Here is a 12,290-nt window from a genome sequence, read left to right as displayed (position 1 = left end):
GACGAGCGCCGCGATCCCGATCCCGCGCACGCCGCCTCTGATCCGCCGGTTCATGACACTCCCTCCAGACGCCGAGCCCGCGGGGGCCGGGGCGCCTCGTCCTCGTCTTCCTCGCCCTCGATCGGCACCGCCCTCCGCAGCCGGCGCATCAGCAGGCCGTGCCTCGGCGCGAAGACCCACGCGAGCAGGAACACGGCGGTCGCCACCAGCACGATCGTGCCGCCCGCGGGCAGGTCGAAGCTCCAGGAGACGTAGAGTCCCACGAGAGCGGAGCCGCCGCCGATCACGGGCGCGAGCAGCATCATCGCGGCCAGTCGGTCCGTGAGCAGCCGGGCCGCGGCGGCGGGGGTGATGAGCAGCGCGAGCACCAGGATGTTGCCGATCGTCTGGATCGAGATGACGATCGCGATCGCCACCATCACGTACAGCCCGAGATCGAGCGCGAAGACCGGCAGGCCCGCCGAGCGGGCCATCTCGCGGTCGAGCGTGACCGCAACGAACTCGCGATGCAGCAGGAACACGACGAGCAGCAGCACCGCCCCCGTGATCGCGACCGTGAGCACGTCCTCATCGGGGATGCCCGTGATCGAGCCGAAGAGGAACTGCTGCAGGGATCCCGAGTAGCCGGGCGACAGCGAGATGATCACGATGCCGAGCGCGAACGCCGCCACGAAGAACACCCCGATCACACTGTCCTCCTTGATGCGGCGGTTCTGGGAGAACACCGCCACGATGATCGCGGTGAGCACCCCTGCGACAGCGCCTCCGAGCACCAGGTTGCCCTGGATCACGAAGGCGACGGCTAGGCCAGGAAACACCGCGTGCGCCACCGCGTCGCCGATGAAGGCCATGCCCCGCAGCACCACGTAGGTGCCGATCACGCCGCAGACGACGCTCGACATCACCGCGACCAGCAGCGCCTTCGGCAGGAACCGCAGGTCGGGATTGAGCAGATCCTGAATGAAATCGACCGGTGAGAGCATCAGGCGGCCACCCCCAGCACCGACAGGATCGGGTTCGTCGCCTGCACGTCGAACGCGCGCATCCAGATCGCGGGATCGCGCAGCTCCCCCGGCCTGGCATCGGCGATCACCGTGCGATTCACGAGGCAGAGGCGCGAGCACTGGTGCATCGCCCCCGCGAGATCGTGGGTGCTCATCACCACCGCGCGCCCCTCGGCCGCGAGCCCGCGGAAGAGATCGAGCAGCAGCTCCTGTGTGGGCATGTCGAGTCCGGTGAACGGTTCGTCGAGCAGCAGCAACCGGGGCCGCAGCGCCAGCGCCCGCGCGACGAGCACGCGCTGCCGCTGCCCGCCCGAGAGCTCCCCGACCGGTCGACGGGCGAGTGCGCCCATCTCGACGCGCACGATCGCGTCGGCCACGGCGTCGTAGTGCTCTTGCCGGGGGCGCCGAAACCAGCCGACGTCGCGCACGAGGCCCGTCATGACCGTCTCCTCGACGGAGATCGGGAAGTCCCACGCGAACTCGTGGCGCTGCGGCACGTAGCCGATGCCGGCGCGCGCCTGGCGCGGCGGAGCGCCACCCACCCGCACCCGGCCGCTCTCGGGCCGCACGACGCCGAGCACCGAGCGCAGCAGCGTCGTCTTCCCCGCACCGTTCGGCCCGATCAGACCGACGAACTCGCCGTCCCCGATCGAGAGATCGATGTCCCGCAGCACCCGCCGGCCTCCCAGCCGCACGGAAAGGCCCTGCACCTCGAGCACGCTCACCGGGTTCCCTCCTTCGCGTTCGGCTCGGCGCCGCGGCCCTGGGCCCGCTGCCACGCCAGCTCCCGAGCGCGCCTCTTCGCGCCCAACCGGGCGATCAGCACCACCACGACCGCGACGATCAGCGCCGCGCCCAGCACACCGGCGACGATCCCGATCACGAGCCCCGTCGCGTCGGCCGGGTCGCCCGCCTGATCGGGCCCGGCGCTCGCGGGTTCGCCCGGCCCGTCGCGCCGTCGGCTCCGCCGGTGTCATCGGGGAGCGCCGACTCGTCGAACCGGGCCGTGAACGCCTGCGCGGAATCGGTTCCGTCGCCGACCGCGAACCGCAGCGTGTCGTGCGCCGATACCGGCTCGCCGTCGATCAGCTCGCCCGAGAACTGCACCTCGACCAGGTACACGCCGGGTTCGTCGAACACCCAGTTCGCGTGCGTGTGGGTGTTCGATTCGATCCAGGTCTGCTGCGGGAACGCCTCGTGCGTCGACCAGAGCGGCTCGGGCTGACCGAAGTTGCCGCTCTGCAGGTAGACCGAGACGTCGCCCGGCCCCTGCACCCCGAGGATGCTGAGCGTGGTGCCCATGCTCAGGGAGTCGAGCACCGTGGGCTCCTGCGTGTTCCAGCCCGTCCAGATGACGCCGGGCTTGCGCACCTGCGGAATCACCCAGGCCTCGGTGCCCGGCTCGAGCCCGAGAAAGGCGTAGTCCTCGCTCTCGGGGATCGTGAGCTTCGCGGCGTCGTTCACGTGGGCGACGACGTCGGACGGCATGCGCCAGTACGATGGGGCGCCCGTGTCGTCGTGGATCTGCACGATCCACTCCCCCGTGTTGAGCGTCGGGCCGAAGTCGATGTGCCCGTCGTCGAGCACCACCTGGCCCGTGCCCTGAGCCTGATTGGGGTCGAGCGTCTGCGTCAGCCCGTCGTCGGGGGCCTCCACTGCGAGCGCCATCGAGGCCGGCAGCAGCGCGAGGGCGGCTGCCACCAGTGCACCGCCGAGCAGCGCTCGGCTCGTACGCGAGCGGGTCATTGATTCTCCTTGTCGTGGGCGTCGGCGCCCGGTGTGTCCTCATGCGTCGCGGTCGCGCCCGCGGCCTTCTCGTCCCCGTGCGGCGCACCGGTCAGGCAGTCCCGCACGGAGTGCGCGTTGAAGCGCATCATCTCGACGTAGCTCGTCACCTCGGCGCTGAAGGCGTCGCCGTAGATGCTGCAGACCTCGATCCCCTGCTCTTTCGCGACTTCGACGAGGGTGGAGGAGCGCGAGGCCAGGTTCGGTTCGAGGAACACGGCCGGCACCCGCAGGTTGCGGATGGTCTCCGTGAGTCTCTTGCGCTCGGAGAGCGAGGGCTCGACCGACGGGTTCGGGGTCACGAATCCGACGATGTCGAGGTCGTAGGCCCGCGCGAGATAGGCGTAGGCGTCGTGGGTGGTGACGAGCGTGCGGGCCTCGCGCGGGATCTCGGCGATCGTGTCGCGCACCTCGGCGTCGAGCTCTTCGAGTTCGCGCAGATAGGCGGTCGCGTTCTCGGTGTACGTCTCGGCGCCCCCCGGATCGACCTCGATGAGCGTGTCGCGGATGATCTCGGTGTACGACATCGCGTTGCGCACGTTCTGCCACAGGTGCGGATCGATCTCGCCGTGCACGTGCTTGCCCAGCACCGCCTGGGCGAGCTGGTAGACCTGGTCGCCCGGCCGGCCGAGGAAGCGATAGGCCGGATCGCCGGGGATCTCGTGCAGGGCCTTGTTGGGCACCTCGACCACGAGGTCGTCGGGGGCGAGCGTCTCCTGATGCACCTCGGAGGTGCCGTGCTCGTGGTCGACGAGCACGCGGAGTTCGTGTTCGTCGAGGTCGAGCACCAGGTCGGAGTGCCCGGAGTTCAGCACGTGCGCGCCGGGGCGGCCCGGGGCACCGTAGGGGTCGACGCCCACGGCGAAGGTGATCTCGCCCGCCGCGATGTCGATCGGCTGCTGGTCGGGGGTCACCTGCAGGCTTCCCCGCAGGTCGAGCGTGTAGTAGCCGGGTTCGGTGAAGGCCCAGCTGAGGTGGGTGTGGGTGTCGGGCGGGATGGTGACGGAGTCGTTCGCGTACCCCTGAGAGGCGTCGAAGCCGTCGGTCGAGTCGAAGTATCGATCGATGTCGCCGAAGCTGCCGGTGAGGTAGGCGACGAGATCGCCGGGGCCCTGCACACCGGTCGCCGAGAGGATCACCTCTGAGGTGCGATCGGCGCCGTACTGCGCGCCGTTCCCCTGCACGCGCAGGCCGAGCCAGACCGTGTCGAGGGAGACGTCCTCGACGAGCGGGATGATCTCGGCGGCATACTTCACGGCGTCCTCGGCGAGGGCGACGTTCGGCACGCCCTCGGGGAGATTGGTGTCGAGGGCCTTGATGAGACTCTGCTCCTCGAGCATGAGGTAGTTGGAGAACGCCGCGTCGGCGTACACGATGCTGCGCACGTCGCGCAGCGAGGGCTCGTAGCTGTGGGGGTCTCCGCCCTCCGGTACCAGGGAGACGACGTTGGCCCGGTCGCCGGCCACGTTGCCCACGAGGTCGGCGAGGATCCCCGTCGTGGTGACCACCTCGATGCGCCCGTCGTCGGCGGTCGCCGCGGGTGCGGCGCACCCCGCGAGCGCCGCTGCCGCGCCGAGCGCGAGAAGCGATCTGCAGATGCGGTGTCTCACGTCATCCTTTCGCACTGGGAGCGGGCGCGGCCCGGAGGCCGTCGCCCGCTCCGGCATCGACGGTGTCAGTCGCCCGGGGCGTCCGGGGTGCGGCGCCGCGCGAGGAGCACAGCGCCGACGCCCGCGGCGAGCAGCAGCGTCGCAGCGGTGGCGGCAGCGGCGAGCTCGGTGCCCGTGGTCGAGAGCTTGGCCCCTCCCGCGGGTGCATTCGCACCGGCCGGGGTCTGAGCCGCCGGGGCCTGCCCGCCCGGTGCCGTTGCACCCGGCGTGCCCTCGCCGGGCTTGCCGCCGCCGGGCGTGCCGCCGCCGGGCCCGGCAGCCGCCACCTCGATCGCCTGCCACCCGATCAGGCTGCCGTCCTCGGCGAAGGCCGCGAGACGGTGGCCGCCGGCGGGCGCGTCCGCCGGGATCGTCACGGAGACCGAACCGTTGCCGGCCACCGCCTGCCAATCGCCGCCGAGCAGCACGGGATCGGAGAACATCCAGACCGCGACCCAGCGGCCGGCGAACTCGTCGCCCTCGCCGATCTGCACGGTGACGGTCTCGCCCGGGCTGGGTTTCGTATCCGATGCCGTGATGCCGCCGGCCTCGACGCCGTCGAGAGCGGCCCCCGTCTGCGCGGTCGGCGCCGTGTCGGGCTTGGGCGCCGGGTGCTCGCCGCCGTGATCCTCGACGTGCAGGGTGACGGGCTCCGAGACGACGTACCGCTCGCCGTCGTCGTAGCTGAGCTGCGCGAAGATGCTCGCCCCGTCGAGGGCCTCGGTCGCCTCGAACGAGACGGCGGCGCCGTTCTGCGAGACCTCGCCCTGCAGCGGGCTCGGCTCCGTCTCGGCGTCGCGCTGCACGAACCAGTCGTAGCGGGTCAGCACCGACGCGGGCTCGACGCCCGCGGTGAGCGTTGCGGTGTCGCCGGGGTGGTAGTGGCCCGCGAGGCCCGAGATCACGACCCTCTGCAGCGGGTCCGCGCCGTGGTCGTCGACCTCGATCGTCACCGGCTCGGCCGAGGCCACGGCCTCGCCGTGCTCGTCGAGCAGCTGGGCGCTCACCCGGGCGCCGTTCAGCGCCTGCTCGGCCGTGATCCGCAGCTGTGCCTCGGTGACGCCGGCGACGCGCACCGGCTCGGGCTGATCCGTGCGCTGGATGAACCAGGCATAGCCGGCGTTCTCAGCCGCCGGGTCGGAGGCCGCCTCGAGCTCGATCGGGGTGTTCTGGTGGTAGTGCCCGCGCAGCCCGGTGATCGAGAGCGCGGGGGCCTGCGGGGCCTGCGCGTCGAAGCTCCATTCGGACGGGGCGCCGTCGGCGAGGTCGAAGCCGTAGGCCGGCGCGGCGGTGATCGTCAGGTCTTCCCGCAGTTCGTGGGGGCCTGCTTCAAGCACTGCGCCTGATCCGTCGGTGTAGACGGTCCAGGGCTGCGCCGGAATCGTCACGGTGTTGCCCGACTGCGTCGGAGCGGCAGGGGTGAGCTTCGTGCGCTCCGCCACGACGAAGGTGTAGGTGGCGGTGTTGGTGGTGGCGGTCTTCGCGCCGTCGGCGCTCGCCACTTCGCCCTGCACCGTGAGCTTGTAGGTGCCGGGGTCGGTGAACGCCCAGTTGGCGTGGGTGTGCGCCGGGTAGGGCTGCGAGATGACGCCGGGCAGGGCGTAGTCGTCGCCGTGCATGAGCGGCTTCGGCGCGCCGAAGGAGTCCTGCGACCAGAGGAACACCTGCCCGGGGCCCTCGACGTCGACCGTGAAGTCGGTCGAGAACCCCGCCCCGAACTCGGGGGTGAGCGCCTGGGTGTCCCAGCCGGGCCAGATGAGGCTGTGGTCCTGCGTGAGCGGCAGGAAATAGACCGATGACGGCAGGCCGGGCACGTAGTCGGCCGGAACCTGCTGCTGCGCCGCCGGTTTCACGAACAGCTCGACGGATTCGGGCGTGCGCAGCACGTGCGACCCGGTCACGTCCTCCTTGAGCACGAGCCCCGGCGAGCCGTCGTCGTTCAGCACGAGATTGAACGCGTCGATGTGGCCCGTCTCGAGCCTGATCGGGTCTTCCGCGACGGCCGCGTGGGCCGCGGCGGGCGCGATGAGGCCCGCGAGAAGGGCGAGCGCGCCGACGGAGACCGCCGACGCTCTCGTTCGGGTCAGCAAAGCCATGGAGACAACCTTCCAAGTCGGATCACCGCCATCCTTATTGATAACGGTTTTCACTGCCATTGCGGATCAGCCGAACGCGCGCAACTCGACGCCCGTCGCGGCGCGCCCGGATCGCGGCCAGAGACGGGGCACGCGCGCCCGAGGCCGGCTCCACAGACACGGCCGATCCGCTCGAGGTGCGTGAAGCAGCGGGCACCGAGCGCGCCGCGCGTCAAGCCCCTGACCGACCCTGCCGCGCACGCCTAGCGTGGGAATCATCGGCGCGGCGGCCGCCGCGCCGACCGAACGAGCAGGAGGTCGAGAGCATGGCGAAGCACGACGTCACCACCAAGGCGAAGAACGGGCAGTGGGTGAACGAGGTCGACGGCGATCCGGCGCTCTCGCGCAGCTTCAGAAGCCGAGACGAGGCCGTTCAGGCAAGTCGCGAGTTCACCGCCGAGCGCGGCACCCGGCACACCGTCGTGCACGACGAGCCGACCGGAGCGATCACCGACGGCGGCGATCCGGAAGACGAGACCCCCGTCGTGGGCGAGGGCGCGTAGCGGCGGGCGCTGGCCCGGGGCGCCGAAAGCGGCCCCGAGGCCGCGCGATCCGGAGCCCGCGTGCTCAGTGCATCGGGCAGCGATCCGCAGCCGCGCCCGCGCCTCGCACCCGCCCACCGGAGGCGGGCTTCGTGGGCAGCCGGCGACGATTCACCTCGAGGCCCCGACCCAGGACCGCGACGCGCTCATCGCTCAGCGTTGCCACGGCCGCGGCGAGACCGACGATCGCGAGCTTCTCTCCCGGGCACCGGTGCCCGCCCGCGACCGTGGCGCCCCCCCCCTGCGGCACGAATGCCGCGAGCTCCTCGTAGTCGTCGATCCCGACGAAGCGCTCGGGATCGAAGAGTTCGGCCCGCTCCCACGACCCGTCGTCGAGATTCGTGCCGAGCACGTCGAGCACCACCCGACCGCCCGCCGGCACCCGCTCGCCGTCGAGCTCGATGCCCTCGAGCGCCCAAGCGGGCAGCACGGGCACGAAGGGCGCAGTACGGCGCACCTCCTGCGCGAACGCCGTCGCGAGCGGGCCGCTGACGAGGCTGCCGCGCTCGGCGGTCTCGGCGGCGATGCGGGCGCGCCACTCGGGTCGGTCGTGCAGCTCTTTGGCGGCGAAGGCGACGAAACGGGCGACCGCGATGAGCGGGCGGATGCAGTTCTGCAGCTCGATCCCGGCCAGCCGCGCGGGCAGCAGCACGTCCTGCTCATCGCGGTGCCAGGCCCACGCGTGCAGCGCGGTGCCCTCGGCGGGATCGAGCCGGCCGGCGCGCGTCGCCTCGACGAGCTTCTGCGCGTGGCGGTCGGACCACGCGCGGTTCAGGGCCGACATCACGAACTCGGGCGAGTACGGGGCCCCGAAGCCGTCGACGATCTGCGCGAGGCGCGCCGCCCACCGGGTCTGAGCCGCAGCCGTGCCGGGCAGCCCCGCCCAGCGCATGCCGGCGCGGCCGAACACGCCGACGGCGGCATCGTAGGCGGAGCGGTCCCCACCGGCGATCCAGTCGGCGAGCTCCGTGCGCCACTGCTCCTCGATCAGCGGGGCCAGCCGCGCCACCTGCTCGTCCTCGTAGGCGACGTCGACGAAGGGTCGACTTGCGGTGGCGGTGCTCCGCGCCGTCGAGGCTGTGCACCGAGCCGTGTCCGAACAGCGTCTCCTGCACGAACGCCGGCATGGCACCGTGCCGGGCCACCCGCCCTTCGTCGTAGAACAGGGCGACCCCCTCGGCGCCGCGCACCAGCAGCGCCTCGCGTCCGAGCAGCCGCATGGGCGCCGATCTCGCCCCGTCGCGCACGCGCTCCCAGATGCGCGCCCCGAAGCCGTAACCGCGAGTGAGGAGCGAGAGCGAGTCGTCGCGCAGCAGGTTGCTCATCGTGGGGTCCTTCCTGGGGTGGGGTCGACTGTCGGGCGCGGGCGCTCCGATGAGGATCAGGCTGGCAGAGCCCGTCGGGTGCCGCCAAGGGGGCACGCGGGGCCGACAGTTGTGCTAGGGCTCGGCGAGCCGAGTGGAAGGCCGGCCTCCGCACAGCCTCCGCACATGGCAGCCCGGAAACCGCTCCCGTGCAGGGAAATCGCCTAAGCTGGCCTCGGATATTGGGGGGTATCATGCCGGGCAGGGGACCGCACATCGCGAGCGGCGATACATGAGACGCGCGCTCCCCGCACTATTCGCGGCCGTCATCGGTCTTGCCTCGATCGCAGGCCAGCAGCCTGCGCAGGCACTCGACCCCGTCGCTCTCGGCGCCCGAGCTGCTCTCTCCGCTCCCGTCGCCACCGACCTCGCGAGCGTCGTTCCGCCCCATGGGCCCGCCGACGACTCTTCGGAGCCGGGGACTCCGCCCGCCGGGGGGGAGCTCCCCGGAGAACTCGGACTCCTCGCCCAATCTGCAGGCACTCCCCATGCTCGCCTGGCTGGGGCCGGGAAACCCGGTGTGGGTCACCGTCGTGGTGCGCAACGACGGAGCCGGCGCCTCCACCGGCCACACGCTCGATTTCGCGCCGCAGGAGGGCACCGACCGGCAGGTGTCCGCCGACGCGAACTGCGCCGCGACGCCCCCGGGCGGGTTCCGCTGCGTCGGCGGCGCGCTGGCCCCGGGCGAGAGCGAGTTCCACTCCTTCCGGTTCTCCCCGCCGGGAGCCGTGGAGGGGTGGCCGCCGTTCTGGTCGGCGACGGTCGCGGGCGAGCAGCCCGACGCACTCGAGGAGGACGACCGTGTGGTGCTCGAACTGCCCGACTCCACCTTCGTCAGGCTCGAAGCCGACATCAAGACCCGGGTCGACGACACCGACGGCGACGGGCGCGCGACGCCCGGAGAACCCATGGAGGTCTACGTCTACTTCGTCAACACCAGCGAGTACGAACTCGACGAGGTGGTCGTCGCCGTCACCGGAACCGTCTGGGACCACCGCCGGCTGGCGCAGGCGATCGCGCCCGACGAAGAGACCACGGTGCGATTCGACGCGACCGTGCCGGACCTCGGGGACGACGCATCGAGCGGGGTGGAGGCCGATGTCACCGCCCGCGCCATGGGGGCGACCGTCAACACTTCGAGCGGCACACTGATGCTGCTGGGCCCCTATGCGGCACCGAATCCCGAAGGACCCGAGGGCGAGCAGAACGGCGCCGTGAAGCACGAGGTCATCGGCGCCCCGGCAGAGACCCTCGAGGACGTCGCGCCCCGATCCGCGCCCCTCTCGAGCGATCTCGGTGTCATCGAGACGCGGGAGGATCCGCCCCTCCTCGGCGTCCCTCCGGCGCCGCGGGAAGCCCCGGCCGAGCTCAGCCCGATCCACACCGAGCAGTCGGCGTCGACCTCGCGAGAACAACCCCTCGCAACCGCGTCGGCGCAGCCGTCCTCGGGTCAACAGGCGCCACTCAGCATCACCGGCTCCGACCCCCTCAGGACGTCGATGCTCGGGGCGCACGTGCTCGTCGCGCTCGGGATCGTGTTCGCCCACATCGGCTTCTCGCGGCAGGCGCGCAGAACGCGTGCGGGAAGCGGATCCTGATGTCGGATCGCACCCCTGAGACGGCGCGCGGCGATGACCGCGGCCGTGACGCCCGCGGCAGAGCCGCGCCCGGCCCCGGCCCCGAGCTCACCGACGAGGAGCTGTGCCGGCTCGTACGCGACGGGGAGGCGTGGCCGCTCGAAACGCTCTGGCAGCGCCACAGCGCGGTCGCTCGATCGTGGGCCGCGAAGAAGGATCCGGGGGCCGCGGAGGACATCGTCGCCGAGGCGTTCGCGTCGGTGTTCCAAGCGCTGGTCGGCGGCGGAGGCCCCTCCGCATCGTTCCGCGGATACCTCTTACAAGACGATGGACTCGCTGCTCGCCACCCACTGGAGTTCGCAGCGGCGCATGCATCAGCTCGACGACCTCGGGGGCTTGCCCGCCGATGACGTCGAGAGCTCGCCGGAAGCGCTCGGCGACGCTCAGGAGCAGCGCGCCGCCGCCGCGCTGCTGGAGCTGCCCGAACGGTGGCGCGACGTGATCGTGGCCGTCGATGTCGAGGGGCGACCGGTGCAGGACGTCGCGAGATCGCTCGGCCTCTCCCCGAACTCCACCTCCGTGCTGCTCAAGCGGGCTCGCGGCGGCCTGCGCAAGGCGTGGATCCAGCGCCTGCACCGGCCGACCTCTGCGCTGCCCGACGACTGCGCGAGCGCGGTCGAGCACTTCGGCATCATGCGCTGGGGCAAGCCGGGCGCGCGGCGGAGAGCCGCGGCCGAGCGTCACCTCACCACCTGCGACTCGTGCCGTTCGCGGTACGCGCAGTTCATCGAGCAGGCCACCACCGTCGGCCTGGGGATCGCCGGTCTGCTCGCGCTCACCCGCGAGTGGCGGCAGAAGCTCGTCCCCGCCCTGGCCACCTCCGCGACCGTGGTCGCCTCGTTCTCGATCCCCGCCACGATCGACCAGGCGCCCCTCGCCCCGCCGCCGAGCCCCGCGCCCGTTCAGGTCGACGAGTCGCCCGCTCGAACCGGCTCGGGGGCGTCCGGTGCGGATGGCCGCACCGTGGGTTCGGAGCCGGGATCGGGCGACCGGCCTGCGGATCCGAGCGTCACCGCCGAGCCGGATCCCGGAGCCGACACCCCCGAGGATGAGGAAGAGGAGGAAGAGACCACGGTCCTCTACTTCGGGGACTGGACCGGCTGGAACGAGGAGGAGCAGCGCTTCGTCGTGGCGCCGTGACGCCTCGGCCGCGAGGAGCACCGCACTGAGCGGGACGCCGAGCACCGCATCTCGATCAGGAATCGAGAAGCGCCGTCGGGGCCCCGCCGGTTAGCCTGGGCCGAACACGAATCGACGCGAGGAATGAGGGCGGAAGATGGCTGAGAAGGAGAAGGCCGGGTTCTCGGCTCAGGAGCGGGCCGCGATGAAGGAGCGGGCCGCCGAGCTGAGGGCCGAGGCCAAACGCGAGAAGGGCGCGAAGAAGGCTGCGGCCGAGGAGGCGGAGCTGCTCGCGAAGATCGAGCAGATGCCCGACGGCGACCGGCAGATGGCGCAAAGGGTGCACTCGATCGTCACGTCGGCGGCCCCCGACCTGGCGCCGAAGCTCTACTACGGCCAGCCCGGGTATGCGCGGGGCGGCAAGGTCGTGGTCTTCTTCCGCAGCGGGCAGATGGACAAGGAGCGCTACTCGACGTTCGGCGTGAGCGCCGAGGCGGCGCTCGACGACGAGAGCGGGTTCTGGCCCACCTCGTACGCGCTCGTCGACCCGACGGAGCGCGCCTGGGAGCAGCTCGCAGACGTCGTGCGGAGGGCCGCGGGGTAGCGCGGAGAGGTCGAGGTCCCGGCGGGCTCACTACACCGAGCGCACCGAGCCGTCAAGCACTGGCCCAGTCATTCCGGCGCCGTCTACCTTGGGATTCCCGGCTCCTCGGTACCGCCAGACGGCGCACCCGGGATCCCCGTTTCCCTCCGCCTCTCGCGGACGACCGAGGAGAACGCAATGATGGATTCACGGTTCTGGACGCGGCTCGGCGCCACCCTCCGCGACACCCTCGACGCCGTCGGAGCGATCAGGCCGAGCCGCCGGCGCCGCGCCCGCGCGAGCAGCCCGCTGCTTCCGGACGACCCTTACGCGCGCTACCTCGAGTGGATGCGGACCCGCGAACCGTAGGCGGTTCGCTCCCCGGGCCGGGGGGTCCCCGGCTCACTGTTCACCGGGTCGGGCGGGGATCCCGCTTCACCCCCGGCCTTCGAGCGTGGCGACGCGAGCAGGG

Annotated in this window: 13 protein-coding genes; 5 read left to right on the top strand and 8 right to left on the bottom strand. The window is 71.8% G+C overall.

The genetic code is table 11. The features are described 5' to 3' along the window. Window positions 1-50: 50 nt before the first annotated feature. The 6 genes from Leucomu_RS02515 to Leucomu_RS02495 form a co-directional block, all read right to left on the bottom strand. On the bottom strand, window positions 51-983 hold the full coding sequence (locus tag Leucomu_RS02515; protein WP_017882834.1) for an anchored repeat-type ABC transporter permease subunit: 933 nt from the start codon (window positions 981-983) through the stop codon (window positions 51-53). Continuing rightward, complete coding sequence (locus tag Leucomu_RS02510) at window positions 983-1,729, bottom strand: anchored repeat-type ABC transporter ATP-binding subunit (RefSeq protein ID WP_128386234.1); 747 nt, start codon at window positions 1,727-1,729, stop codon at window positions 983-985. Before Leucomu_RS02510 ends, Leucomu_RS02515 begins: the two co-directional genes overlap by 1 nt. Beyond that, window positions 1,726-1,887: a hypothetical protein gene (locus Leucomu_RS15105; RefSeq protein WP_164884497.1), complete on the bottom strand. Its 162-nt coding sequence runs from the start codon at window positions 1,885-1,887 to the stop codon at window positions 1,726-1,728. Before Leucomu_RS15105 ends, Leucomu_RS02510 begins: the two co-directional genes overlap by 4 nt. Next, window positions 1,884-2,750 carry a choice-of-anchor M domain-containing protein gene (locus tag Leucomu_RS02505; protein ID WP_128386233.1) on the bottom strand — a complete coding sequence of 289 codons (867 nt, stop codon included), beginning with the start codon at window positions 2,748-2,750 and terminating at the stop codon, window positions 1,884-1,886. The genes Leucomu_RS15105 and Leucomu_RS02505 overlap by 4 nt, the downstream gene beginning before the upstream one ends. Then, the gene (locus Leucomu_RS02500) at window positions 2,747-4,399 is read right to left on the bottom strand and encodes an anchored repeat ABC transporter, substrate-binding protein (RefSeq protein ID WP_017882831.1); all 1,653 of its coding nucleotides are present in this window, start codon (window positions 4,397-4,399) and stop codon (window positions 2,747-2,749) included. Before Leucomu_RS02500 ends, Leucomu_RS02505 begins: the two co-directional genes overlap by 4 nt. A gap of 65 nt (window positions 4,400-4,464) precedes the next feature. Continuing rightward, window positions 4,465-6,534, bottom strand: coding sequence for a choice-of-anchor M domain-containing protein (locus tag Leucomu_RS02495; protein ID WP_164884496.1), 2,070 nt, complete (start codon window positions 6,532-6,534; stop codon window positions 4,465-4,467). A gap of 305 nt (window positions 6,535-6,839) precedes the next feature. Here Leucomu_RS02495 and Leucomu_RS02490 point away from each other — a divergent pair, with 305 nt between their 5' ends. Beyond that, window positions 6,840-7,076, top strand: a complete 237-nt coding sequence (locus Leucomu_RS02490) for a DUF2188 domain-containing protein (RefSeq protein ID WP_128386231.1) — start codon at window positions 6,840-6,842, stop codon at window positions 7,074-7,076. A gap of 64 nt (window positions 7,077-7,140) precedes the next feature. On the opposite strand, the gene Leucomu_RS02485 is transcribed toward Leucomu_RS02490, so the two are convergent. Together Leucomu_RS02485 and Leucomu_RS15100 are read right to left on the bottom strand one after the other, a co-directional pair. Beyond that, entirely contained in the window at window positions 7,141-8,124 is a 984-nt protein-coding gene (locus Leucomu_RS02485; RefSeq protein WP_228407218.1) for a cytochrome P450, read from the bottom strand. 608 nt (window positions 8,125-8,732) lie between these two features. After that, window positions 8,733-8,870: a hypothetical protein gene (locus Leucomu_RS15100; RefSeq protein WP_017882828.1), complete on the bottom strand. Its 138-nt coding sequence runs from the start codon at window positions 8,868-8,870 to the stop codon at window positions 8,733-8,735. Between the two features lie 97 nt (window positions 8,871-8,967). Here Leucomu_RS15100 and Leucomu_RS02480 point away from each other — a divergent pair, with 97 nt between their 5' ends. From Leucomu_RS02480 to Leucomu_RS15095, 4 genes are all read left to right on the top strand, one after another. Continuing rightward, window positions 8,968-10,077, top strand: a complete 1,110-nt coding sequence (locus Leucomu_RS02480) for a COG1361 family protein (RefSeq protein ID WP_128386230.1) — start codon at window positions 8,968-8,970, stop codon at window positions 10,075-10,077. A gap of 306 nt (window positions 10,078-10,383) precedes the next feature. Next, window positions 10,384-11,256, top strand: a complete 873-nt coding sequence (locus tag Leucomu_RS02475) for an RNA polymerase sigma factor (protein ID WP_164884495.1) — start codon at window positions 10,384-10,386, stop codon at window positions 11,254-11,256. Between the two features lie 136 nt (window positions 11,257-11,392). Next, entirely contained in the window at window positions 11,393-11,839 is a 447-nt protein-coding gene (locus Leucomu_RS02470) for a DUF1801 domain-containing protein (RefSeq protein ID WP_017882825.1), read from the top strand. A 177-nt stretch (window positions 11,840-12,016) separates the two neighbouring features. Beyond that, complete coding sequence (locus Leucomu_RS15095) at window positions 12,017-12,187, top strand: hypothetical protein (protein ID WP_164884494.1); 171 nt, start codon at window positions 12,017-12,019, stop codon at window positions 12,185-12,187. Window positions 12,188-12,290 lie beyond the last annotated feature (103 nt).

This window comes from Leucobacter muris (genome assembly GCF_004028235.1).
GTDB lineage: Bacteria > Actinomycetota > Actinomycetes > Actinomycetales > Microbacteriaceae > Leucobacter > Leucobacter muris.
Note: the sequence above shows the minus strand (reverse complement) of the source record. Positions and strands in the feature narration are given on the sequence as shown.